This window comes from uncultured Streptococcus sp., assembly GCF_963516515.1.
Lineage (GTDB): Bacteria > Bacillota > Bacilli > Lactobacillales > Streptococcaceae > Streptococcus.
This window is the reverse complement of the sequence record NZ_CAUQCJ010000004.1, coordinates 44,829-69,072: the sequence shown is the minus strand read 5'-3', so window position 1 is coordinate 69,072 and position 24,244 is coordinate 44,829. Positions and strand designations below refer to the sequence as shown.

The window sequence follows — 24,244 nt, the reverse complement described above, 5'->3', positions numbered from 1 at the left end:
AGTGCAACTTGTTGTTAGACAAGGCAGAGATGTAAAGGGATAGTCCCTTTATAATTGAGGTGGCACCGCGTTACCAACGCCCTCACACAGAGTAGTTTTCTGTGTGAGGGCTTTTTTCATATCTTGGAATCAATACAGAAAGAGGAAAATTTTATGACAACTAAAGGTTATTTTGGACAATTTGGTGGTAGTTTCGTACCGGAGCCGATTCAGGCTTTGTTGGATGAGTTGGAAGTGACATTTGACAAGTACAAGGATGATCCAGAATTTTTGGCAGAATTTCGCCATTACTTAAAGGATTATTCAGGTCGCGAAACGTCGCTCTATTTTGCAGAAAGTTTGACAGAGCACCTAGGTGGAGCTAAGATTTATCTCAAACGTGAAGACCTTAACCACCTTGGTTCTCACAAGCTCAACAACGTTTTAGGACAAATTCTTCTTGCTAAACGTATGGGCAAAAAACGAGTAATCGCAGAAACAGGAGCTGGTCAGCACGGGGTTGCGACGGCGGCAGCTGCAGCTAAGTTTGGTATGGCTTGTGATGTCTACATGGGGGCAGAAGATGTGGAACGCCAACGTCTCAATGTTTTCCGTATGGAGATGATGGGAGCAACTGTTCACGCAGTTGAAACGGGGACACGAACTCTTAAGGATGCGGTTGATGCAGCCTTTGGAGCATGGATGAATGACCTTGAAGCCTTCTATGTTCTGGGATCTGCTGTGGGTCCTCACCCTTATCCTACCATTGTTCATGAGTTCCAAAAGGTCATCAGTGAAGAATCTCGCCGTCAAATCTTAGAAAAAGAAGGTCGTTTACCAGACTACGTTATTGCCTGTGTAGGTGGTGGCTCTAATGCCATCGGTGCTTTTTCACAGTATGTGGCTGATGAAGAAGTCAAATTGGTTGGAGTTGAAGCTGCTGGTCACGGACTTGATACAGACAAGCACGCAGCTACTATGACAAAAGGTAGTATCGGAATTGTCGATGGCATGAAGACCTATGCAGTCTTTAAGGAAGATGGAGAGCTAGCTCCAGTTTACTCTATCTCAGCTGGATTGGACTATCCAGGGGTTGGCCCAGAACACGCCTACTTCAAAGATTCAGGTCGCGTGGAATATGTTGCTGCGACGGATGAAGAAGCTGTTCAGGCTCTCCTCCTTCTCAGCAAGACTGAAGGAATTATCCCAGCGATTGAAAGTTCGCACGCTATCGCAGAAGCAGTTAAACGTGCACCGAAACTAAGTAAAGACGACATTATCATCATCAATGTCTCTGGTCGTGGAGACAAGGACGTAGCTGCGATTGCAGACTACCTAGAAGCTAAAAAATAATAGATGGAAAAATTACAGTCCTTTCTCTCACAGAGAGCTTGTGGTTGCTGGAAACAAGCAGAGAAAACTGTAAGGTTGGGTCCATCTGAAACGAGAGAAGAAAACATAATTCTCAAGGGAGTGCCCTTTATCGCACAGCCTGTTACAGGAGGTTTCTGAGACAGGAATGAGAGATAGGAGAAATCCTATAATTGAGGTGGCACCGCGAATTTCGTCCTCACGCAAGTTATTTTGCGTGGGGATTTTTCATACAGTCGCCACGGACTAGAAGTAGAACTGAAAGGGAAATTACAATGGAACGAATCATTCATGGAGATGTCTTATCACCAATCTTGGCTTATATGCGCCTAAAGGGGCAACACAAGGTTATCTTAGAGAGTATTCCGAGAGACAAGGAAACAGCTCGTTTTTCTATCCTAGCCTATAATCCAGTCTTTGAGATTAAGTTTGAAAATGGAGTTCTTTATCAAAATGGGCAGGTGATTGATCGGGATCCCTTGGATTTCCTTTATGAAGTGACTCATAAGAGCCAACACCATTCAGACCTCCCTTTTGGTGGGGGAGCCATTGGATTTGTTGGTTACGATATGATTTCGCTTTATGAAGAAATTGGTCAAATTCCTCAAGATACTATTGGAACGCCAGACATGCATTTCTTTGTCTATGAGAGTTATATGGTCTTTGACCACAAGAAGGAAAAAATTCATGTCATTGAAGATGCTCTCTATAGTGAGCGTAGTCAAGAAGACTTGGAAGAAGCCTTGAACCAAGTGCTTGAGGAATTACGCATTCCTGCTCCAAATGAATTTGAAGACTTGGATCTATCTCCGTTAGACTTCAAACCCCATATCGCTCCTCAGAAGTTTGAGGAAATGGTGGAAACCGCTCGTGACTTGATTCGTAATGGAGATATGTTCCAATGTGTACTCAGCCAGCGTTTCTCAGCAGAAGTTACTGGAAATCCATTTGACTTCTACAGAAATCTCCGCGTGACTAATCCTTCTAATTACCTTTATTTCTATGATTTTGGGGATTATCAAATCATCGGTGCCAGTCCAGAAAGTTTGGTTTCTGTCAAAAATGGCATCGTGACAACCAATCCGATTGCAGGTACGCGACCAAGAGGCGCTACGGATGAAGAAGACAAGGCTTTGGCGACAGACCTGCTTTCGGATGAGAAGGAAACAGCAGAGCATCGAATGTTAGTAGACTTGGGTCGTAATGATATTGGCCGCATCTCTGAAACGGCTAGTGTCCAAGTCACTAAGTATATGGAAGTGGAGCTCTTCCGTTATGTTATGCATTTGACCAGTGTGGTCAAGGGGCGTTTGCTTCCAGAACTCACTGCTATGGATGCCTTGAAAGCAACACTTCCAGCTGGAACCGTTTCTGGAGCACCAAAGATTCGAGCTATGAGACGTATCTATGAATTGGAAACAGAAAAACGGGGAGTATATGCAGGAGCAATCGGCTACTTGTCTGCGACAGGTGGTATGGACTTTGCCATTGCCATCCGAACCATGATTCTTAAAAATCAAACAGCCTATGTGCAGGCTGGGGCGGGGATTGTCTACGACTCTATCGCCCAAAACGAATACCAAGAAACCATTAACAAAGCTAAATCTATGACTAGAATTGGAGAACTAAGACCATGATTTTATTGATTGACAACTATGATTCTTTTACCTATAACTTGGCCCAATACATTGGGAATTTTGCAGAAGTACAGGTTTTGAGAAATGATGATCCCAAGCTGTATGAAGAAGCTGAAAAAGCAGATGGTCTGGTCTTTTCTCCTGGTCCTGGTTGGCCAGTTGATGCTGGAAAGATGGAAGACATGATTCGTGACTTTGCTGGCAAGAAGCCGATTCTTGGGATTTGTTTGGGTCACCAAGCCATCGCAGAAGTCTTTGGTGGGAGGCTAGGTTTGGCTCCAAAAGTCATGCATGGGAAACAGAGCAATATCAGTTTTGAAGCACCATCTGTTTTGTATCAAGGTATCGAGGATGGCCGTGCGGTCATGCGTTATCACAGTATTTTGATTGAGGAAATGCCAGAAGAATTTGAAGTGACAGCTCGTTCTACTGATGACCAAGCCATCATGGGGATTCAACACAAAACACTTCCAATTTATGGCTTCCAGTACCATCCAGAAAGTATTGGAACGCCAGATGGCTTGTCTTCTATTCGGAATTTTATCGAGCAGGTTGTAAAGTGAGGAAACTAGGATGAAAGAGATTATTGAAAAACTAGCAAAATTTGAAAATTTATCAGGTGTGGAAATGACGGATGTCATTGAGCGTATCGTAACTGGGCGTGTAACGGAGGCGCAGATTGCTTCTCTTCTCTTGGCCCTTAAGATGAAGGGGGAAACACCTGAAGAACGCACAGCCATTGCCCAAGTCATGAGAGGACATGCACAACATATTCCAACTGAGATTCATGATGCCATGGACAACTGTGGTACAGGTGGGGACAAGTCTTTCAGTTTTAACATTTCCACAACTGCAGCCTTTGTCTTGGCTGGTGGCGGTGTTCACATGGCCAAGCATGGTAACCGCTCGATTTCTTCTAAATCTGGTTCTGCAGATGTCCTAGAAGCCTTGGGCATCAACCTAGACCTCAAACCAGCTGAACTAGGTAAGGTCTTTGATAAAACTGGAATCGTCTTTCTCTTCGCTAAAAATATGCACCCAGCGATGAAATACATCATGCCAGCTCGTTTGGAATTGGGAATTCCAACGATTATGAACTTGACTGGTCCCCTGATTCACCCAATGGCTTTGGAAACACAGCTTCTTGGTATTAGTCGTCCAGAACTGCTAGAAAGTACAGCTCAGGTTTTGAAAAATATGGGTCGCAAACGTGCCATCGTAGTTGCTGGACCAGAAGGACTGGATGAAGCTGGATTGAATGGAACAACCAAGATTGCTCTGCTTGAAAATGGCGAAATCACCTTGTCAAGCTTTACTCCAGAAGATCTGGGGATGGAACGCTACGCTATCGAAGATATCCGTGGAGGCAATGCTCAGGAAAATGCAGAAATTTTGCTCAGCGTTCTTAAAAATGAACCAAGTCCATTCTTGGAAACTACAGTTTTAAATGCTGGTCTTGGTTTCTATGCTAATGGTAAGGTAGCTAGTATCAAGGAAGGAGTTGCCTTGGCTCGTCAAGTGATTGTTAGTGGCAAGGCCCTTGAAAAACTCAGACTGTTACAGGAGTACCAAAAATGAGTCAGGAATTTTTAGCACGAATCTTGGAGCAGAAGGCGCGTGAGGTTGAGCAGATGGAGCTGGAGGAAATCCAGTCCCTGCGCCAGACCTATCGCTTGGCTGACTTTTTGAAGAATCACCAAGACCGCTTGCAGGTAATCGCTGAGGTAAAGAAAGCTAGCCCTAGTTTGGGAGATATCAATCTCGATGTGGATATTGTGCAGCAGGCCCAGACTTATGAAGCGAACGGAGCAGTGATGATTTCGGTTTTAACAGATGAGGTTTTCTTTAAAGGGCATTTGGATTATCTAAGGGAGATTTCCAGTCAGGTAGATATTCCGACGCTCAACAAGGACTTTATCATCGATGAAAAGCAAATCATCCGCGCCCGCAATGCCGGTGCGACAGTTATCTTGCTCATCGTGGCTGCCTTGTCAGAAGAACGCCTCAAGGAACTCTATGACTACGCGACAGAGCTTGGTCTGGAAGTCTTGGTGGAAACTCACAATCTAGCTGAACTAGAAGTGGCTCATAGACTTGGTGCGGAGATTATTGGGGTTAATAACCGCAACTTGACCACCTTTGAAGTCGCCTTGCAGACCAGTGTAGACTTGGCCCAGCACTTTAAGGAAGGTCGCTATTATATTTCTGAATCTGCCATTTTCACAGGGCAGGATGCGGAACGAGTAGCCCTATACTTTAACGGAATTTTGGTGGGAACAGCTCTCATGCAGGCAGAGGATGTGGCTCAAAGAATCAAGGAGTTGCAGATTGACAAAGGTTAAGATTTGTGGACTATCGACCAAAGAAGCGGTGGAAACAGCCGTATCAGCAGGAGCAGACTACATCGGTTTTGTCTTCGCACCTAGTAAGAGACAGGTGACCTTAGAACAGGCTGCTGAGCTGGCAAAGCTCATTCCAGTGAACGTTAAAAAGGTTGGTGTATTTGTTTCACCAAGTCGAGCTCAACTGCTAGAAGCGATTGAAAAAGTTGGCTTGGACTTGGTTCAAGTTCATGGTCAGGTAGCAGATGATTTGTTTGAGAATTTGCCTTGTGCCAGCATTCAGGCTGTGCAGGTGGATGGAAATGGGCATGTGCCTAATTCTCAGGCAGACTATCTACTCTTTGATGCTCCTGTGGCTGGGAGTGGCCAGACCTTTGATTGGGGTCAACTGGATACGGCTGGACTAGCTCAGCCCTTCTTTATCGCAGGTGGACTTAAGGAAGACAATGTAGTAAAAGCAATTCAACATTTTACTCCCTATGCAGTAGATGTATCAAGCGGAGTGGAGACAGATGGACAAAAAGATCATGAAAAGATTAGAAGATTTATAGAGAGGGTAAAGAATGGCATATCAGGAACCAAATAAAGATGGATTTTACGGAAAATTCGGCGGACGTTTCGTCCCAGAAACATTGATGACAGCAGTTTTGGAGTTGGAAAAGGCCTACCGTGAAAGTCAGGCAGACCCAAGTTTCCAAGAGGAATTAAACCAACTCTTACGTCAGTATGTAGGACGTGAAACTCCCCTTTACTACGCAAAAAACTTGACCCAGCATATTGGCGGAGCCAAGATTTATCTTAAACGTGAAGACCTTAACCATACAGGGGCCCACAAGATTAACAATGCCTTGGGACAAGTTCTTCTGGCTAAACGCATGGGTAAAAAGAAAATTATCGCTGAAACAGGTGCTGGTCAGCACGGTGTGGCAACTGCAACTGCTGCAGCCCTCTTTAACATGGAATGTACTATCTACATGGGTGAGGAAGATGTCAAACGCCAAGCCCTCAATGTGTTTCGTATGGAGCTTTTGGGAGCTAAGGTTGAAGCCGTAACAGATGGTTCGCGCGTGCTCAAGGATGCAGTCAATGCGGCCCTTCGTTCATGGGTAGCTAATATCGATGATACCCACTATATCCTTGGCTCTGCCTTGGGGCCTCATCCATTCCCAGAAATCGTTCGTGACTTCCAAAGCGTTATTGGTAGAGAAGCTAAACAACAGTACCGTGACTTGACAGGTCGAGATTTGCCAGATGCCCTAGTAGCTTGTGTTGGTGGTGGTTCTAACGCTATCGGGCTCTTCCATCCATTTGTAGAAGATGAATCAGTAGCTATGTATGGGGCTGAAGCGGCTGGACTTGGTGTGGATACGGAACACCACGCTGCTACCTTGACCAAGGGTCGTCCGGGTGTCCTCCACGGTTCTCTCATGGATGTGCTCCAAGATGCCCATGGTCAAATTCTTGAAGCCTTCTCTATCTCAGCAGGTTTGGACTATCCTGGTATCGGTCCAGAACATTCTCACTACCACGATATCAAACGTGCCAGCTATGTTCCTGTGACAGACGAAGAAGCCTTGGAAGGATTCCAGCTCTTGTCTCGCGTAGAAGGGATTATCCCAGCCTTGGAATCTAGCCATGCCATTGCTTTCGCAGTGAAATTAGCCAAAGAACTTGGACCAGACAAGTCTATGATTGTCTGCCTATCAGGTCGTGGGGACAAGGATGTGGTCCAAGTCAAAGACCGCTTGGAAGCAGATGCAGCAAAGAAGGGAGAAGCTCATGCCTAAGACACTAACAGAAAAATTGAATGCTATTAAAGCAGCTGGAAAAGGAATTTTCGTTCCCTATATCATGGCTGGAGATCACGAGAAAGGTTTGGATGGACTCGGAGAAACAATCCACTTTTTAGAAGATTTAGGCGTTTCAGCCATTGAAGTGGGTATTCCCTTTTCAGACCCTGTTGCAGATGGACCTGTTATCGAAGAAGCAGGCTTACGCAGTCTAGCTCACGGGACGTCTACTCAGGCTTTGGTTGAAACCTTGAAAACCATTGAAACAGAGGTTCCGCTTGTCATCATGACCTACTTTAACCCTCTCTTTCAGTACGGTGTGGAGAAATTTGTCAAAGATTTGGCAGATACAGCAGTTAAGGGCTTGATTATCCCAGACCTGCCTCATGAGCATGCCAACTTTGTAGAGCCTTTTTTGGCAGATACAGACATTGCTTTGATTCCTTTAGTAAGCTTGACCACAGGACTTGAGCGTCAAAAAGAGTTGATCAAGGGAGCAGAAGGCTTTGTCTATGCCGTTGCCATCAATGGGGTGACAGGGAAATCAGGCAATTACCGTGCAGATTTGGACAAGCACTTGGCACAATTGCATCAAGTAGCAGATATCCCAGTCTTGACAGGATTTGGTGTGTCAAGTCAAGCCGATGTAGAACGCTTTAATTCGGTGTCAGATGGTGTTATCGTAGGTTCGAAAATCGTAAAAGCTCTCCACCAAGGAGAGCCGATTGAGGACTTTATCAAACAAGCAGTAGCTTACCAAAAATAATCACACAAGCAGCGAGTAAGAGGAAAGGCACGAAAGGAAGTCTTTCCTTTTTCTTTTGCAGGAGAAAGGCCAGGATGCCCGTCGCAGAAGCGAACTGAATCAAGATGAGTAATTCTGTTGCGCTAAAGACGAGAGCGCAAGAAGCCAGAAAGAGAAAATCCCCTGCGCCCATGCGGATATCGATAAAATGAGCCAAAATTCCAAGGACAAGGAAGAAGACCATGACCAGATTCCAGCCAGAGCAGACCATTAGGAGTAGATGAAAGACAATCCAGACCAGTAAGGGGTATTCCTGATGGCGCAAGTCGTAGATGCTCAAGGTCAAACCGGCAGTTATCAGGATGACTTGCCCCAAGGAAAGTAATCCCCAAGACCAAGCCAGAAAGAGGAGTCCTAAACCTAGTTCAAAAAAGGCATACCAGACTGGATAAGGAGCCTTGCAGTAGCGACAGCGAAAGCGATTGAGTACCTGCGACAGAATAGGAATCAAATCTAAGGGACGCAAGCGAATCTGACAAAAATCGCAGTGACTGGCTGGACTGATAATGGATTGCTCAGGGAAACGGTCAATGACCAAACCAAGAAAGGAAGCGAGAATGCTCCCGACAAGAAAAAAATAAATATCAATCATACTTATCTATTCGTAAAAAATGGGAGAAGTAGTATAATGGAGAAACATAAACAAGATAGTGAGGTCAAGATGACAATTCGTTTTGAAGAAAATGTGACTACAGAAAATGCTCAGCTCGTCTGCCAATGGTCCAACTCCCTAGGCAAATCCTTTCAAGAACAATGGATGGGAACAATGATTTCTTTTCCCTTGACTATCCAAACCTTGCAGGAGTTGGAAGGAATCTTTTCGATCTTTGATGGACAAGAGTTTGTGGGGCTTATCCAGAAAATCAGGCTAGAAGACAAGAATCTTCATATTGGAAGATTTTTTATCAATCCCCAGAAACAGGGGCAAGGCTTAGGTAGCCAGGCTTTAAGGAAATTTGTTAGTTTGGCCTTTGAAAATGGAGACATAGATAGTATTTCTTTAAATGTCTTCGAGGCAAATCAAGCAGCCCAGCACCTTTATCAAAAAGAAGGATTTGAAATCGTTCAAATAGTTGAAGAACCTGTACGGAAATACATCATGAAAAAGGGGAGATAGAAAGCATAAAGTTTTGATTACAAGGATATTCTGAATAACAATTACTTTTGATATAGTTTCATATTTTGTTAGAATTTCATAAATAAAAAAAGAGAACGAATATGTACTGACCCCCAAAATTAGATTTTTTGTCTAACTTTTGGGATGCAGTTCAATAATGTTCTCTATTTTAATTTTAAAACTATATATAAAGTATAAACCTTATTTATCTTCTTTATGAAGCATGTTTTTAACACCTTCGATAGCGCCTTCTACAGCATCTTTGGCATCTTCAGCAACTTCTTTTACTTTAGAAACAACTTTTTCAGCTGCTCCTTCTTTTTCCATTTTTTCATCACCGATGGCTTTTCCAACACCTTCTTTAATAGAACCTTTAGCTTGATTTAATTTTTCTTCTACTGACATGATAATTTCTCCTGTTATATTTATTTTAATCTTAGTTTACACGAGTTTTTTCGTGAGATACTACACCAGTTGTTGCACCTTTAACAGCTTCTACACCTTCGCTAACTTTTTCTTGAACAGTTGAGAAACCAGATCCTAGACCAGATTTAGCTTTTTCGAATTGTTCTGAAGCGAATTCTCCTGTTGATTCAGCCACGTCAGATACGCGATCTTGAAGGCTTACTGAGTCTGCTTCATGTTGTTCTTTAGTTTTGATGTCGACAACGTTTACGTTGATTTCAACAACTTCCAAGTCAGTCATTTTAGCAACTTCTGAAGATACGATTTCTCTGATTTCTGAATATAAAGCTGGAACATTTTTTTGGTACTCAACAATAACGTTTAAGTCAACTGCAACTTGTGTTTTACCAACTTCTACGTTAACACCACTTGTTACATCATCGCTGTTAATGATTTTTTCTTTAAGATTTGAGAAGAAACCACCGTCGATTCCCAAAAGACCTGAAACGTTTTCTAGTGACAGACCAATGATTTTTTGGATAACTTTATCTTCGTAAGTAAGTTCTCCTTTGATTTCGTGAGCTACAGCAGTAGCATCTTTCTTTTCTACGTTAGTGTTAATGTTTTTTTCGTTTGACATATGAAACTCCTTTAATTAAATTAGTAATTTTTATTTTTTTTATTTATCTATATAGTTTTTTTCGATATATAATCCAGCTGCAACTCCCAGTGCTCCTAAAATCAATACAAATATTGTTTTGAAGAAGCCAAAGGAGATAATCAAACAAGCGAGAAATACGCCTATGAGACCAGCGATAATTGGATATCGATATTGTTTAAGCCATTCCATTTTTTACTTCCTTACTTCACACGACTAACAGTCTTTTTGTTTTGAGGTTTTGGTTTAGGCTGGTAGTCTTTTACTAGAACTTCTAGTTTAACCTGACGCTCAATACCAAAAAACTGCTTCAATCCATTAGTTATTTCATTTTGAATTAGTTGGCATCTGTCAGCGATGTTGTCCGAAGGAAGAATTTTACCTTCTACATGAACGAAACATTTATTTTTTCGTAAATTTACATGAACAGTTGGGTTCTTAATCAATCCATGATCACTTACCAAACTTCTAACAAAACCTTCGATTGCAGAATTCTTTAATTTTAATGTATCGTTTTTAGTTTCAAGTTGAATTTCCAAATAACGTTTAGGATAAAACAACACAACTAACATCGATAACAAAACTAAAGTTGATAGAGCCACTATCCCCCAGAATATATATCTAGAGAGATAGAATTCAACGAAATGATTCTGTCTCCAGCTAAATAGCTGAATGCCTAGATCACTAACTTGATGATAATCTATCAAAACAGGAAGGAAAATTGTCAAGATTAAAATACAGAAAATAATGAAACATATTTTCTTTGCTTTTGACATATACAATCCTTTCGATTTAACATTTAAACTATTTTTCTCGTCATTGATTTAAAAATAGTTTGCTAGCTTTACTGGCGAAAAGTTTACTTTCTACCTGTAAAGAATGATACTACAGTAACAACAATTGCTGCTCCTGCAATAGATGGGATCAAAGCCATTCCAGCGATGGATGGGCCCCAACTACCTAAAAGGGATTGCCCTACAGATGACCCGACTAAACCAGCGAATACATTTGCGACGATTCCCATAGAACTACCTTTTTTAGTGATTCTACCTGCTACAAGTCCAATAAGACCTCCAGCAATAATTGACCACAACATTGCCTACCCTCCTTTATTATTTTAATTTCAAAAAATCAAATTCTTTGATTGTTGATATTATATAATTTTTAAAACTAAAAATATAATCTTTCGACTTGAATTTGATTCTGTATTCATGTCCTCAATAGACGGTAAAATGAGAAAATTGTTTATATATTGCCTCCGTACTGTTATTATACGAAATAAAGAATCTTAGTAAAAGTCGTTATAGCATGCTATACCTATTCTTTGTGGTATAATTGCAAGAGGTGAAATCCGATAATTTATAAAGAGAGAAAGACATTCATGAGAGATTTATTATCTAAAAAAAGTCATAGGCAATTAGAATTATTAGAATTATTATTTGAACATAAACGATGGTTTCATCGTTCTGAACTAGCAGAGTTACTAAATTGTACAGAACGTGCAGTCAAAGATGATTTATCCCATGTTAAATCTGCTTTTCCTGACTTGATTTTTCATTCTTCTACTAATGGTATACGCATTATTAATACTGATGATAGCGATATTGAAATGGTTTACCATCATTTCTTTAAGCATTCAACTCATTTTTCGATTTTAGAATTTATCTTCTTTAATGAAGGTTGTCAAGCTGAGAGTATTTGTAAAGAATTTTATATCAGTTCATCTTCGCTCTATCGTATTATTAGCCAAATCAATAAAGTGATTAAAATACAATTTCAATTTGAAATCAGTCTGACCCCTGTTCAAATCATTGGAAATGAGAGAGACATTCGTTACTTTTTTGCACAATATTTTTCAGAAAAATATTATTTCCTTGAATGGCCATTTGAAAATTTTTCATCAGAACCCCTATCTCAATTGTTAGAATTGGTTTATAAGGAAACAAGCTTTCCAATGAATTTGTCAACTCATAGAATGCTAAAGTTGCTCCTAGTTACGAACCTATATAGAATAAAGTTTAGTCATTTCATGGAAGTAGAGAAAGACTCTTTTAACGATCAAAGTTTGGATTTTTTAATGCAGGCAGAAGGAATAGAAGGTGTTGCTAAGAATTTTGAATTAGAATACAATATCTCTTTAGATGAAGAAGTCGTTTGCCAATTATTTGTGTCTTACTTTCAAAAAATGTTTTTCATAGATGAAAGTCTCTTTTTGAAATGCGTAAAAAAGGATAGCTATGTTGAAAAATCTTACCATCTATTGAGTGGTTTTATCGATCAGATTTCAGTCAAGTATCAGATTGAGATTGAGAATAAGGATAATCTGATTTGGCATCTGCATAATACTGCACATCTGTATCGTCAGGAGTTGTCCACTGAGTTTATTTTATTTGATCAAAAAGGGAATACAATCAGGAATTTTCAAAATATTTTCCCTAAATTTGTTTCAGATGTAAAAAAAGAGCTTTCTCATTATTTAGAGACTCTTGAAGTTTGTTCTAGTTCAATGATGGTAAATCATCTATCTTATACCTTCATCACTCATACCAAACATTTGGTGCTTAATCTACTACAAAATCAGCCAAAGCTGAAGGTTCTGGTTATGAGTAATTTTGATCAGTATCATGCAAAATCCGTTGCAGAGACACTTTCTTATTATTGCAGCAACAATTTTGAACTTGAAGTTTGGACTGAATTAGAATTATCAAAGGAATCTTTAGAAGAATCGCCTTATGATATCATCATTTCTAATTTTATTATTCCTCCGATTGAAAATAAGAGACTGATCTATTCAAATAATATAAACACGGTCTCACTCATATCTTTGTTAAATGCCATGATGTTTATTCGATTAGATTAGTAACCTAAAATAAAAAATGCTATTTCGCGTTTTGAACTGTACCTCAAAAGTTAGACAGAAAAAATCTAATTTTTGGGGTGTTTTTATTAAGAAAAGACCTTCAGTCATTTAAGTAAAATGTACATCTAGAGTCATAGTCCTCTAAAACTCTTGCTTTTTTTGTAGAAGATACGAAAAAAACCTTGATTCCAAGGCTTTTCCTGTTGTATGTAGATGCCCCCTACATGGATTTGTAAGAACTTTTCATATTGAAAATAAACAAAAATGTTGAAATATAGCTGATTTTAGGGAAATACTTTTAGGTGTTTTCAATGTCAGGATTTAAAAATGGGGCAAAAGTGGGGCAAAAACGAATGACTCGTATTTGGTTTGAAAACCTATAATACCTAATGATTATGCTATTCTAGATATATAGTTTTGTTATAAATAAATGTCAGTGCGAGATCAAATTGGAGGATAAAATGGAAAAACAAATTAATGAAAAAAAAGCCTTGGTTTCCAAAGCTTTTTTTATGTTATAAACTCATTAAAACAACTCCCAGTAAGGTGTGGAATGTTTTTTAGTCTGTGTCATATAAAAATAAATAGAATGAATAGCTATAGCTAGAGCTAAAATGGTTGTAATACTTACTACTATTATAGGATTAGAAGCAAAGATTAAAGAGAGAATCAAGGCAGCCAGATAGAGTGTAGCTTGGACACAGTAGTAACTTTTCGAATAGCGAAGATAGTGTTTGTTATGGGGCCCATTTACTAGGACAGCAGCTTGAAAGAGGCCAAATCCGATATAAGAGAAGCTGGTTGCAAAGAGACGATTAGCTTCAGGATTCTGAAGAAAACTCATCGATACAGTCATCATCATAAGTCCAATGAAAATAGGATAGTGACTGTAAATTAGAAATAGTCCCTTTTGATTAGATTTTTCATCAATAGCATGGTCGAATTGACCAAAATAAAACAAGAACAGAGAAATCATAATAATGAAATAAAGAACCGAATAAATCGAGAAATTCTCGATTGTAAAGAAGTTAGCTAGCTCCATAATCATCTCTCCAAACATAATAATGACAAGAAGGGAGATGCGCTCGATTAAATGGGGGAGATTTACCTGGTAATGCTTATCTTTACTAAGCAAGATAATTGGCGTAATAAATGTTAGCAGAATACTAGCATAAAGGATATAGACTCCAATGTAAATAGGAAGAAGAGCTGCTAGATAGATTTCTAAACTTCGTAGACCTGTTATCCATAGAAAACCTTTGATACTTTCCCTATGAACATTATCGGTTGATTTTTTAAAAAACTCAACCAAATATTGAAAAAATAAGGTAAGGGTTAATGTACCAATAGCCCAACAGACATAATGAAAATATTGTTGCCAATCAGGTCCAATCATATTGGCTATAAAGAGTAAAATTCCCATTTTGATAAACATGATTACTATGTTAAATAAAGAGTTCTTTCCATAGCGATTGGTATAATCGGTTTGAATCATCCAGGAATCGATGAGAACCAAAGTAGCAATGAAAAAATCAAGGAAAGAATTCCAAGTCAAAATACCGTTATGAAGATGGTCAATTAAAGTAGTTACTTTTGAAATTGCAAAAACAAAAACTAAGTCATAAAAAAGTTCTGAAAATTCTACACGTTTATGTTTAATAAGAGTTGTCATCTTAAGACCTTTCTATTTTAGAAGTACAATTTATTATAACAGAAAATGGTAATAAAAAAAAGGGAGATGCTTAAATAACTTCATGTGACGCGAATGAACTGCGCCACAAAAGTTAGGTTTTTTCTGTCTAACTTTTGGGGTGCAGTTCAGAAGGGGTGTTTTTTCTATCGTTTTTTAGTGCTAAGACTACACAAAAAAGCCTAGTAAATCAAGGCTTTTTCCTGTTGTATTTAGATGCCCCCTACAGGGATTTGGAAAGGACTTTCATATTGAGAGCAATTAAAAATATTGAAATATAAGTGATTTTAGGTATTTTCAATGTCATGATTTAAAAATGGGACAAAAGTGGGGCAAAAACCATACAGATTCTAAACTGTATGGTTCTTTTTTTATCTAACCAAGAAAGGTTAAAACTTATTAAAACAAATGCAATCAACTGTTGAAAACTTTTTAGTCCGTGTAATATAAAAACAAGTAAAAAGTTGAACTATAGGGAATATTGTGTCATAATAGGTAATAGATGAATAATTAATAGATTGGAAATAATGCTTTCTTACCTTAACAAGTTGAATTGGTTATACATTTTTTCGTCGCAATTGTGTCTATCTCTCGAGTTTAGCTAGTTTTTATAAGCTCTGGTTTCTAATCAATATAACAAATTTTAGAAGTGCATAAGACAAGATGGTGACATTACTACAGTCATTTCTAGTCACCATATGTTGCTGGCACAGGCTGTTTGTAGTGTTGGCTATTTACTAGTCAGTTTAATCGGAGTGTTTAATTTTTATTGTTGAAAGGTTTTTATATGGCGAAAATTCTATCTTTAGGTCTGACAGGTAAGAAATTACTTGCTCAGGGGTTCTTGTTTGTTCTGCTAGGTCTCATCTTGATGGTCACGGGGACTTGGTTGCCAGTAACAGTTATTCGCCTGGTTCTGTTTTTAGCTTGGATAGCAACGGTCGTAGATTTGCTATTAAGAGTTTTCAAAAAAAGCCAGTCAACGGATACCTTGGGAGTTGCACTGGTTAAATTGTTAGTGCTGGGATATTTGCTAGGTTCTAATCTTGCGACTGATATACCGATTTATGTTCTGGCTCTTGTGATTGGAGTTTATCAGATTTTTAGGGCCACGATTAATCTTGTCACCTATGTTCTCTACCGTAAAAATAATATTCGACCTCGTTTTCGTCTCTTACTAGATGGTATTCTACTAGTTTTTCTTGGTGGAGCTAGTCTTTTGTCCTCTACGGGAAATTCTGTCTTTCAACTCTTTGTTTTAGGGGCTTATTTTTTCCTTTATGGTCTGTCCAATATCCGTGACGGTTTCTTATTTGAAGGGGAAATTGGGAAAAACCATCTCAAACGTCGCATTAGAATTAGCTTACCTATTGTCCTAGCCGCTTTCATCCCTGCAAGAACTTTAGCAAAAGTTAACAAATTTATGCTGGAAAATGCTGATGAGGAAGAAGATATCCATCTTGGAATAGTGAAGTCTGGTAAGACAGCAGAGCTAGAAATTTTTGTTCATACAGCTGAGACCTCCCTGTTTTCAGCTATTGGTCATGTGGATATCTGCTATCAGGGCCGTGTTATTTCTTATGGCAACTATGATCCGTCATCTGAGACCTTATTTGGTATGGTAGGAGATGGTGTCTTATATTTCTGTGATCGTGACAAGTACATTGACCTATGTAAACGTGAGAGTCAAAAAACGCTTTTTGGTTATGGGATAGATTTGACGCCTGAAATGGAAAAAGCAGTTCAGAAAAAGTTGGCTGAATTGAAACAACTGACGATTCCATGGGAGCCAAGTGCAGATAAAATCATGACAGGTGATGGTAAGGAAGACTACACCTACGCTTATAAAATCAGACATGAGACAGATGGGGAACTTTATAAATTTATCAAATCTAAGTTTAAATCCTACTTTGTCTTATCTACAAACTGTGTGCTCTTGGCTGATACCATAGTCGGTCAGGCTGGCACCGATATCCTCTCACCCAAAGGATTTATCGCTCCAGGAACTTACCAAGCCTACCTTAATCGAGAGTTTGAAAAACCAAATAGTATAGTCGTATCTAAACATGTTTATTAAGGAGAATTTATGAACTTAGTAAAAAAATACACCCCGTTAATACTTTTTATAGGGCTGGTTGCTCTTGTAATTCTGAATGCATCGAGCTTTATATCAGGAGCAATCTCTCTCTTTGATGTAATATCAACCTTGATTTATGGTGCTGTTATTGCTTTTGTGCTTAATGTTCCTATGAAAAAAATTGAACAGTACTTAGTTAAATTGAAGGTAAAGGCAGAGTTGCGTCGTCCGATTGCCATGGTACTTGTTTTCCTAGCTCTTATCTTAATCGTGATTGCTCTTTTGGTTTTGGTGCTGCCAACCCTAGCCCAGACTATTAGTCAGCTGGGAACAGTCCTTTCAACAGTCCTTACTCAACTTGGGAAATTGCTAGGCAGCTCGGAATTTGTAACCAAAGACATGTTGTCAACTATCGTATCAGGCATACAGGGACAATCTAGTTCTATTAGCCAAGCTTTGATAGGTTTTTTATCAGGTCTGACTAGTAATATCGGCAATATTTTTTCAAGTTTGATGAATGCCTTTTTGATTATAGTCTTCACCTTTTCATTTTTATCCAGTAAGGAACATTTGGCAGCGATGACGAGTCGACTTCTAAAAGTTTTTCTTCCAGAGAAGGTGGTGATAAAGTTGACTTACATTGGACAAGTAGCACTAGAGACTTATGACCAATTTTTGATGAGTCAGCTGATTGAAGCAGTTATCATAGGAGTTATGATAGCGGTTGGTTACAGCGTGTTTGGGATACCCTATGGAGTAATGACAGGTATCTTTGCAGGAGTGCTATCGTTCATTCCTTATGTAGGGCCTATGATTGCTTGTGTTGTGGGAGCGATTTTTATCTTCACAGTGAGTCCTACTCAAGCCTTACTTTCTCTTCTTCTATATCAAGTTATACAGCTGATTGAAGGAAACCTTATTTATCCTAGAGTTGTAGGTCAGTCTATTGGTTTGCCAGCTATTTTCACGCTTGCGGCTGCTAGTATTGGAGGCAATCTCTTTGGCTTACTTGGGATGATATTCTTTACACCGATATTTGCTGTTATCTATCGATTGGTTAAGGAATTTGTCGTTGCAAAGGAAAATCAGCTAGATTAAGAAAAACTAAATTTAATAAGATATACTGAGAAGAGAGTGAGAGATTCTCTTCTCTTTTATTTTTAAATACTTTTCTACAAAAAGCTATTAGACGTTAAAAAAAGCCTTGGTTTCAAGGCTTATTTCTGTTGATTTAGATGTGCCCCCTGCAGGGCTCGAACCTGCGCCCCATAGCTTAAGAGTCTACTGCTCTACCAACTGAGCTAAGGAGGCAACAGAAAAAGCTGAGAATGTAACTTCCCAGCTATTTTAATATGCCCAAAATGGCAGCTAGATTATTTACGAAAGGCATCAAGGATATAGGTGAAACCAACAATTAAAAATGCAAAGGCAACGACATAAACGACAAAGACACTTGTAGCTACTGGATTGAACAAAATCACTAGACCTAGTAAAAATGCAAGCAACGCTATCCACATGATATGGTTGCCAATAATAGGGAAAATCAATCCCAGACGATTGCCTTTAAAGAAAACTATAATGGCTTCTACAATTAACCAAATTCCTAAAATAGTTGGAATGACAACTGGCAGCGTCACAAAGCCATAGGCAACGAGGTAAAGAGCTAAGAGAAGATTAACAATCCCTTGGAAAAGATGAGCTGGTGAGCGAAGCTCTTTTGGTACAGAGAAATAGCCTAAAATAGCTGCTATAGAAGAAACCAGTAAACCAAATGCAATCCACCAGCTGTAAGCAACAAGATTAGCTACTGGGTTTGTAAATAGGAAAAGTCCTAAAAGGACAAAAACAACTCCTGCAAGGAATAGCGATAAACGATTAGAAAATTTCATTTCAATACTCCCTATATAGTATAGTATAGTTTGATAATAAAAATATTATACACCTTTTTAGAGGAAATATCAATAAACAAAATGGAAAATTTGGAAGTTTCAGTCTGATTTATGAAAAGAAAATCAGTTTTTATTATTTTGAAAATAAAAAGAGAAGATAAAATTTGTCTTCTCTACATGAAAATATTGTATGGCATCAAAGCAAAAGTAACTGGCTTTACACTATTTGTAAAGATGTAATTTGATTCAAAAAGAAAAGATAGATTTAAAATGTGGGACAAATGATGGGGTAAATCAGTTATAGACAAGCAAAAAAAGCCTTGATTTACAAGGCTTTTTCCTGTTGTATTTAGATGCCCCCTACAGGGATCGAACCTGTGACCCACGGATTAAGAGTCCGCTGCTCTGCCAGCTGAGCTAAGGAGGCAAAGAAAAAAGCTGTATTGGTGCCGAAACTTCACGGTTTGTATTGAACCCGCGCAATTAAGCAGGTGGGCAACTCGCTCTAACTGAAGCTGTTTCCGTGTGAGACGGCCTACATGCTGTTAGAAGACTTTTGTTTCCCTAATAATACAAAAAATAGTCGGTCAACACTTAAGTGTGAAGTCGTACACCACAGCGTTTCTATGTTTATATAATACCACTTTTTCAAAAAAAATCAAGAGGAAAGTGCAATTTTTTGAAAAGGATTTCAGATTTTTCGCAAACGGTCGATAGCTTCCTTTCTTTGAGCCAAAGCCCGTTCATATTTACCAGTATCTTCTGCTTGGAAATAGTGATGATTACGAATTTTTTCTGGTAGATAGTCTTGCTTGACCCAATTTCCAGGATAGTTGTGTGGATAGAGATAGTCTTGGGCATTCCCTAGTTCCTTGCTTCCGCTGTAGTGTCCATCACGCAGGTGTCGCGGAATAGGCAAGTGCCCTGATGTTTTGAGGTCAGCAAGTGCCTTATCCATAGCTACATAGGCTGAGTTGGATTTTGGAGAAAGGGCCAAATCAATCACGACATTGGCAATGAGAATGCGGGCTTCTGGGAACCCAATCTTCTGGGCAGCATCCAGAGCAGTCACGGTATGAATCTGGGCTTCAGGGTTGGCCAAACCGATATCTTCATAGGCGATAACGGTCAAGCGACGAGCGAGACTTGGCAGATCCCCAGCCTCAATCAAGCGGGCAGCATAGTGAAGACTGGCATCAACATCTGAGCCACGGATAGACTTTTGCAGGGCAGATAGAACATCATAGTGACCGTCTCCATCCTTGTCCATAGTGATGTAGCTTCTCTGAAGACTATTTTCCATGATGTCTAGAGTGATATGGCGAATGCCCTTATCATTCTCAGGGGTAGAAAGAACAGCCAAATCCAGTGAGTTAAAGGCAGAGCGCAGGTCTCCGTTTGTAGAGGTTGCGATGAAGTCCAGCGCATCCTCATCTAGTTCTACTGGAAAATCAAAACCACGCTCAGGGTTACTTAGAGCTATCTGTAGAGCCTCTTTGACGTTTTGGTTTGACAGAGGTTCCAATTCAAAAATTTGAACACGACTGCGAATGGCAGGAGTGACAGAAAAGAAAGGATTTTCAGTCGTAGCGCCAATCATGATGACCAGTCCACTTTCCAAGAGTGGCAGGAGGAAGTCTTGCTTGGTTTTATCTAGTCTATGAATCTCGTCTAGTAATAGGACGAGACCACCAGAGAATTTAGCCTCTTCCGCAATTTCTTGCAGTCGCTTTTTACTATCAACTGTCGCATTGAAAGTTCGAAAGGCATACTTGGTCGTCCCTGCGATGGCAGAGGCAATACTGGTTTTGCCGATTCCAGGAGGTCCATAAAGAATCATAGAAGACAGGCGGTTGGCTTCCACCATGCGACGAATGATTTTTCCTTGTCCGACCAGATGTTCCTGACCAATGACCTGGTCGATGGTTTTAGGGCGCATGCGAAGCGCGAGATTGTCTGGCATAGCAGTCCTTTCTAACGTGGATTTTCTGATGTATATGTGGTAAGATGGTAGTATCTATTTTAGCATATTTCCGAGCAATCGGGGCGATTTAAGAATCGCATAGAAAGAGGACAAAATGGCAACATATGGATTTTTAGATGTTTTAGAGGAAGAGTTGGAGAAGAACTTTCCCTTTGACTTTGAGATTAGTTGGGACAAGCGCAACCACGCGGTTGAAGTGAGTTTTCTATTGGAAGCGCAAAACGCTGCAGGTGTGGAGATGGTAGATGAAGACGGAGAGGTTTCGTCAGATGACATTCTCTTTGAAGAAGCAGTTCTTTTCTACAATCCTGCTAAGTCAACAGTCAATGAGGAAGACTATTTGACTATTATTCCTTACCTACCTAAAAAAGGTTTTTCTCGTGAATTTTTAGCTTATTTTGCTCTATTCCTTAAAGACACTGCCGAGGTTGGCTTAGATGCCCTCATGGACTTTTTGGAAGACCCAGAAGCAGAAGAATTCGTCATGGAATGGAATCAAGAAGTCTTTGAAGAAGGGAAAGTTGGTTTGGAAGAGGGAGAATTTTATCCTTATCCAAGATACTAGGGATTATTGGGAGAGTTTATGAAAAAAATTGTGACGTATTTGATTCAGACAGTGTCTGTTCTTGTGATGATGCTAGCTTTTGCTTGTGGAACAATAGCATTTGCAGAGTTGGGGTATTCCGCAGTTTTAGTCTTTACTTTTGGTTATGCATTCGCTCTTCTAAGCATGTATGTAATCTTTATTCTTCATGAGCTTGGTCATGCATTTTGTGGTTATCTGACAGGCTATCGTCTGGTGGCTTTTGGATTAGGGAACTTTCTTTTAACCAAAAAGTCAGGAAGGCTTCATCTTAGTCGAACAGCAGTTATAAAAAATGTTGGTGCTCAGTATATTGGTTTAAAAGAGAATGAAAGTGATCAAAGAATCATCTTGATGCTTTCAGGAGGCTTGATGGTTCATCTCAGCTTGATATTATTGGCAACACTTTTTGGTTTTTTGACAACAAACTGGTATTTTGCAGGTACTTGGATTTGTCTAAATTTATCTCTTCTTCTTTTCAATGTTCTGCCAGTTGGGATTACCGATGGAGCAAAAATTTGGGAATTACTACAACACCCTGAAAATACGAAATACGCCTACCTGATGTTGAGGCATTCTGCCCAGACCTTGCTAGCTCCTCAAGAATATGATTTAAAAGACTTTATCATGCCTGTTGATGAGGATGTGAGAGGGAGTTTTGCAGAAAGTGTTCAGACTCTTCAGGGGTTGGTATTCATATTGGATGATAATATAGAGCTTGCGAAGCAACAGTTTCAGTCTGTGCTAGAGAAAACAGATAATTCAATGTCTAAAACTATTTCTCAATTATACCTTCTTCAAGTTGCTCTGATGGAAGGAGATAATAAGAAAGCGGAAGAATATGCAAGTATTCGAGGGGTCAAATCCTTTTTATCTCTAAAAACAGCAGATATGCAGGTCATTCAAGCTTGGTATCAATTTAAGGTAAAGAAAGATGTAGTTCAAACTCACAAGGCTATGAAGATTGCAAAGCAGAAAATGGATAGTAGTCGAATGTTGAGGGACGAGAAAGGCTATTATGAAAACTGGTTAGCCGAGCTGGAAAAGGAAATGTTAGAAGGAACTGAAGATGAAACTAGAAATTTCTGATTTCACAGGCTGTAAGATTGCTTTATTTTGTGGGGATAAGCTCTTGACTATCTTACGCGATGATAAGGCAAGTATTCCCTGGCCCAATATGTGGGAACTGCCAGGTGGTGGAAGTGAAGGCGATGAAAGTCCTTTTGAGTGCGTGGCGCGTGAAGTTTATGAGGAACTGGGAATTCATCTGACTGAAGATTGCCTGCTTTGGAGCAAGATTTATCCTAGCGTAATTTTTAAAGGCAAGCAATCGGTCTTTATGGTTGGTCAGCTAAGACAAGAACAATTTGACAATATCATCTTCGGAGATGAAGGACAGGCTTATAAACTGATGTCTATTGAGGAATTTCTCAATTCTAAACAGGCTGTACCTCAGTTGCAGGGGAGATTGAGGGATTATTTGGAGGAAAGTTTATGATAAGACTTGAGAGAGCAGGTGCAGAGGATTTGGAGACCATCATTGCGATTCAAAGAGCTAGCTTTAAGGCTGTCTATGACAAATACCAGGATGAATATGATCCCTATCTGGAGGATCGCGAACGAATCAAATGGAAATTAGTCGAGCGTCCCAATAGCTATTACTACTTTGTAAAAGAAGATGAAGAAAACATCGGATTTTTACGAGTTCAGATCAATGCCGAGTTAACGAAAGCTTGGTTGGGAACGGTAGCGATTTTGCCCCAGTATCAAGGAAAAGGTTATGGCTCTGAGGGATTGCGCTTGCTAGAAGAGGAATTTCCAACCGTTAGACAGTGGGATTTGTGTACGGTATTACAGGATGAAGGCATGGTTGCTTTCTATGAGAAGAACGGCTACCATCAAACTCATATCGAGCCTGAAAAAGAAGGCATGGATATGGTCTACATGAAAAAATTGATAGAGAAATAGAAAGGACGGTTCGGTTACATTTCTAAACTGAACCCGCCCTAAACACTGTGCCAAAAAGATAAACTTCTCTTAGACACAAGCGTCTTCAGAGAAGTTCCTATTTTGGCTTTGTGTTTTACGGGCTTGGTATCTTAATGATGGAAACATGGCAAGAGTTAAAAGTTACAGTGAAGCGTGAGGGGGAGGAATTGGTTTCCAATCTCTTGATCGAGCTGGGAGCGCAAGGCGTTGCGATTGAAGACAGCATGGACTATGTGGGAAATGTGGATCGCTTCGGCGAGATTTTCCCAGAGGTTGAGCAGCAAGAAGAAATCGTGGTGACAGCCTATTACCCTGATACGGTTGATGTAGCAACAGTTGAGGCAGATTTGCAGGCTCGCCTAGCAGAATTGGCAGACTTTATGGATTTGGGGGAGGTCAAGATGGGCACTACTGCCTTGGCTGAAGAAGACTGGGCCGATAACTGGAAGAAATACTATGAGCCAGCTCGAATTACTCATGACTTGACCATCGTGCCGTCTTGGACAGACTATGAGGCGACTGCTGGAGAAAAGATTATCAATCTGGATCCAGGGATGGCCTTTGGGACAGGAACCCACCCAACTACCAAGATGAGCCTTTTTGCCTTGGAGCAGATCCTTCGTGGTGGCGAAACGGTGCTGGATGTGGGGACTGGTTCAGGTGTCCTTTCCATTGCCAGCTCGCTTCTAGGTGCCAAGGAAATTTTCGCCTATGATCTGGATGATGTAGCGGTTCGTGTGGCTCAGGAAAATATTGAACTCAACCCTGGTATGGAAAATATCCATGTAGCAGCAGGAGATTTGCTTAAGGGTGTGGAAATTGAGGCAGATGTGATTGTGGCTAATATCTTGGCGGATATCCTCATTCATCTGACAGATGATGCTTATCGTTTGGTCAAGGATGAAGGATACCTGATCATGAGTGGGATTATCAAGGACAAGTGGGACATGGTGCGCGAGTCGGCTGAGTCAGCTGGATTTTTCCTCGAAACTCACATGATTCAAGGGGAATGGAATGCCTGCGTCTTTAAGAAGACCAAGGATATTTCAGGTGTGATTGGAGGCTAAC

The 24,244-nt window shown here is 39.9% G+C and carries 26 protein-coding genes, 2 tRNA genes and 1 other annotated feature; of the genes, 17 read left to right on the top strand and 11 right to left on the bottom strand.

What is annotated here, in order from left to right:
- The first annotated feature begins 153 nt into the window (after positions 1-153).
- The 8 genes from trpB (RYL77_RS01740) (at position 154) to trpA (ending at position 7,885) form a co-directional block, all read left to right on the top strand.
- Complete coding sequence (trpB, locus tag RYL77_RS01740; RefSeq protein ID WP_315009376.1) at positions 154-1,332, top strand: tryptophan synthase subunit beta; 1,179 nt, start codon at positions 154-156, stop codon at positions 1,330-1,332.
- Positions 1,323-1,554: a binding site (T-box leader), on the top strand. Its footprint overlaps the gene before it by 10 nt.
- 71 nt (positions 1,555-1,625) lie before the next feature.
- The gene (gene trpE / locus RYL77_RS01735; RefSeq protein ID WP_315009374.1) at positions 1,626-2,987 is read left to right on the top strand and encodes an anthranilate synthase component I; all 1,362 of its coding nucleotides are present in this window, start codon (positions 1,626-1,628) and stop codon (positions 2,985-2,987) included.
- Positions 2,984-3,550, top strand: coding sequence for an aminodeoxychorismate/anthranilate synthase component II (locus RYL77_RS01730; RefSeq protein WP_315009372.1), 567 nt, complete (start codon positions 2,984-2,986; stop codon positions 3,548-3,550). Before trpE ends, RYL77_RS01730 begins: the two co-directional genes overlap by 4 nt.
- Before the next feature lie 10 nt (positions 3,551-3,560).
- A complete protein-coding gene (gene trpD / locus RYL77_RS01725; protein ID WP_315009370.1) occupies positions 3,561-4,565 on the top strand; it encodes an anthranilate phosphoribosyltransferase in 1,005 nt (334 codons plus the stop codon).
- A complete protein-coding gene (gene trpC, locus RYL77_RS01720; protein WP_315009368.1) occupies positions 4,562-5,329 on the top strand; it encodes an indole-3-glycerol phosphate synthase TrpC in 768 nt (255 codons plus the stop codon). Before trpD ends, trpC begins: the two co-directional genes overlap by 4 nt.
- Complete coding sequence (locus tag RYL77_RS01715; protein WP_315009367.1) at positions 5,316-5,915, top strand: phosphoribosylanthranilate isomerase; 600 nt, start codon at positions 5,316-5,318, stop codon at positions 5,913-5,915. Before trpC ends, RYL77_RS01715 begins: the two co-directional genes overlap by 14 nt.
- Positions 5,893-7,116: a tryptophan synthase subunit beta gene (gene trpB / locus RYL77_RS01710; protein ID WP_153209279.1), complete on the top strand. Its 1,224-nt coding sequence runs from the start codon at positions 5,893-5,895 to the stop codon at positions 7,114-7,116. The genes RYL77_RS01715 and trpB (RYL77_RS01710) overlap by 23 nt, the downstream gene beginning before the upstream one ends.
- Entirely contained in the window at positions 7,109-7,885 is a 777-nt protein-coding gene (trpA, locus tag RYL77_RS01705; RefSeq protein ID WP_315009364.1) for a tryptophan synthase subunit alpha, read from the top strand. The genes trpB (RYL77_RS01710) and trpA overlap by 8 nt, the downstream gene beginning before the upstream one ends.
- On the opposite strand, the gene RYL77_RS01700 is transcribed toward trpA, so the two are convergent.
- A complete protein-coding gene (locus RYL77_RS01700) occupies positions 7,857-8,516 on the bottom strand; it encodes a prepilin peptidase (protein ID WP_315009362.1) in 660 nt (219 codons plus the stop codon). The two genes, trpA and RYL77_RS01700, sit on opposite strands and share 29 nt — an antisense overlap.
- A gap of 69 nt (positions 8,517-8,585) precedes the next feature.
- Here RYL77_RS01700 and RYL77_RS01695 point away from each other — a divergent pair, with 69 nt between their 5' ends.
- Positions 8,586-9,041 (top strand): GNAT family N-acetyltransferase, encoded by a 456-nt coding sequence (locus RYL77_RS01695; protein WP_315009404.1) that lies wholly within the window; start codon positions 8,586-8,588, stop codon positions 9,039-9,041.
- Positions 9,042-9,242: 201 nt separating this feature from the next.
- Here RYL77_RS01695 and RYL77_RS01690 read toward each other — a convergent pair whose 3' ends face one another.
- The 5 genes from RYL77_RS01690 to RYL77_RS01670 form a co-directional block, all read right to left on the bottom strand.
- Positions 9,243-9,446: a CsbD family protein gene (locus RYL77_RS01690; protein WP_000109951.1), complete on the bottom strand. Its 204-nt coding sequence runs from the start codon at positions 9,444-9,446 to the stop codon at positions 9,243-9,245.
- 31 nt (positions 9,447-9,477) lie between these two features.
- Complete coding sequence (locus RYL77_RS01685) at positions 9,478-10,086, bottom strand: Asp23/Gls24 family envelope stress response protein (RefSeq protein WP_033681457.1); 609 nt, start codon at positions 10,084-10,086, stop codon at positions 9,478-9,480.
- A gap of 39 nt (positions 10,087-10,125) precedes the next feature.
- Positions 10,126-10,296 (bottom strand): DUF2273 domain-containing protein, encoded by a 171-nt coding sequence (locus tag RYL77_RS01680; protein ID WP_000455064.1) that lies wholly within the window; start codon positions 10,294-10,296, stop codon positions 10,126-10,128.
- 11 nt (positions 10,297-10,307) lie between these two features.
- Positions 10,308-10,880: an alkaline shock response membrane anchor protein AmaP gene (amaP, locus tag RYL77_RS01675; protein WP_020901648.1), complete on the bottom strand. Its 573-nt coding sequence runs from the start codon at positions 10,878-10,880 to the stop codon at positions 10,308-10,310.
- Positions 10,881-10,963: 83 nt separating this feature from the next.
- Positions 10,964-11,200, bottom strand: a complete 237-nt coding sequence (locus RYL77_RS01670) for a GlsB/YeaQ/YmgE family stress response membrane protein (RefSeq protein WP_025171608.1) — start codon at positions 11,198-11,200, stop codon at positions 10,964-10,966.
- A gap of 285 nt (positions 11,201-11,485) precedes the next feature.
- Between RYL77_RS01670 and mgaSpn the strand changes: the two genes are divergently transcribed.
- Positions 11,486-12,964, top strand: a complete 1,479-nt coding sequence (mgaSpn, locus tag RYL77_RS01665) for a virulence factor transcriptional regulator MgaSpn (protein ID WP_315009358.1) — start codon at positions 11,486-11,488, stop codon at positions 12,962-12,964.
- Between the two features lie 526 nt (positions 12,965-13,490).
- Here the strand turns inward: mgaSpn and RYL77_RS01660 are convergent.
- Entirely contained in the window at positions 13,491-14,636 is a 1,146-nt protein-coding gene (locus tag RYL77_RS01660; protein WP_315009356.1) for a low temperature requirement protein A, read from the bottom strand.
- An 805-nt stretch (positions 14,637-15,441) separates the two neighbouring features.
- Between RYL77_RS01660 and RYL77_RS01655 the strand changes: the two genes are divergently transcribed.
- Together RYL77_RS01655 and RYL77_RS01650 are read left to right on the top strand one after the other, a co-directional pair.
- The gene (locus tag RYL77_RS01655) at positions 15,442-16,731 is read left to right on the top strand and encodes a DUF308 domain-containing protein (RefSeq protein WP_315009354.1); all 1,290 of its coding nucleotides are present in this window, start codon (positions 15,442-15,444) and stop codon (positions 16,729-16,731) included.
- Between the two features lie 9 nt (positions 16,732-16,740).
- Positions 16,741-17,829 carry an AI-2E family transporter gene (locus tag RYL77_RS01650; RefSeq protein ID WP_001055021.1) on the top strand — a complete coding sequence of 363 codons (1,089 nt, stop codon included), beginning with the start codon at positions 16,741-16,743 and terminating at the stop codon, positions 17,827-17,829.
- Positions 17,830-17,969: 140 nt separating this feature from the next.
- Here RYL77_RS01650 and RYL77_RS01645 read toward each other — a convergent pair.
- From RYL77_RS01645 to RYL77_RS01630, 4 genes are all read right to left on the bottom strand, one after another.
- Positions 17,970-18,042: transfer RNA gene (locus tag RYL77_RS01645), tRNA-Lys, on the bottom strand.
- A 62-nt stretch (positions 18,043-18,104) separates the two neighbouring features.
- On the bottom strand, positions 18,105-18,620 hold the full coding sequence (locus RYL77_RS01640) for a DUF308 domain-containing protein (protein ID WP_000672744.1): 516 nt from the start codon (positions 18,618-18,620) through the stop codon (positions 18,105-18,107).
- Between the two features lie 354 nt (positions 18,621-18,974).
- Positions 18,975-19,047: transfer RNA gene (locus RYL77_RS01635), tRNA-Lys, on the bottom strand.
- Between the two features lie 264 nt (positions 19,048-19,311).
- Positions 19,312-20,583: a replication-associated recombination protein A gene (locus RYL77_RS01630; protein ID WP_315009352.1), complete on the bottom strand. Its 1,272-nt coding sequence runs from the start codon at positions 20,581-20,583 to the stop codon at positions 19,312-19,314.
- Positions 20,584-20,698: 115 nt separating this feature from the next.
- Between RYL77_RS01630 and RYL77_RS01625 the strand changes: the two genes are divergently transcribed.
- The 5 genes from RYL77_RS01625 to prmA all read left to right on the top strand — a co-directional run bounded on the left by RYL77_RS01625 (position 20,699) and on the right by prmA (position 24,243).
- Positions 20,699-21,169 carry a DUF3013 family protein gene (locus RYL77_RS01625; RefSeq protein ID WP_261075217.1) on the top strand — a complete coding sequence of 157 codons (471 nt, stop codon included), beginning with the start codon at positions 20,699-20,701 and terminating at the stop codon, positions 21,167-21,169.
- Between the two features lie 18 nt (positions 21,170-21,187).
- Positions 21,188-22,276: a M50 family metallopeptidase gene (locus RYL77_RS01620; protein WP_315009349.1), complete on the top strand. Its 1,089-nt coding sequence runs from the start codon at positions 21,188-21,190 to the stop codon at positions 22,274-22,276.
- Entirely contained in the window at positions 22,257-22,685 is a 429-nt protein-coding gene (locus RYL77_RS01615) for an NUDIX hydrolase (RefSeq protein WP_315009347.1), read from the top strand. Before RYL77_RS01620 ends, RYL77_RS01615 begins: the two co-directional genes overlap by 20 nt.
- Positions 22,682-23,155: a GNAT family N-acetyltransferase gene (locus tag RYL77_RS01610; RefSeq protein ID WP_315009345.1), complete on the top strand. Its 474-nt coding sequence runs from the start codon at positions 22,682-22,684 to the stop codon at positions 23,153-23,155. The genes RYL77_RS01615 and RYL77_RS01610 overlap by 4 nt, the downstream gene beginning before the upstream one ends.
- A gap of 137 nt (positions 23,156-23,292) precedes the next feature.
- Positions 23,293-24,243 carry a 50S ribosomal protein L11 methyltransferase gene (gene prmA, locus RYL77_RS01605; RefSeq protein ID WP_102211386.1) on the top strand — a complete coding sequence of 317 codons (951 nt, stop codon included), beginning with the start codon at positions 23,293-23,295 and terminating at the stop codon, positions 24,241-24,243.
- The last annotated feature ends 1 nt before the right edge of the window (position 24,244 follow it).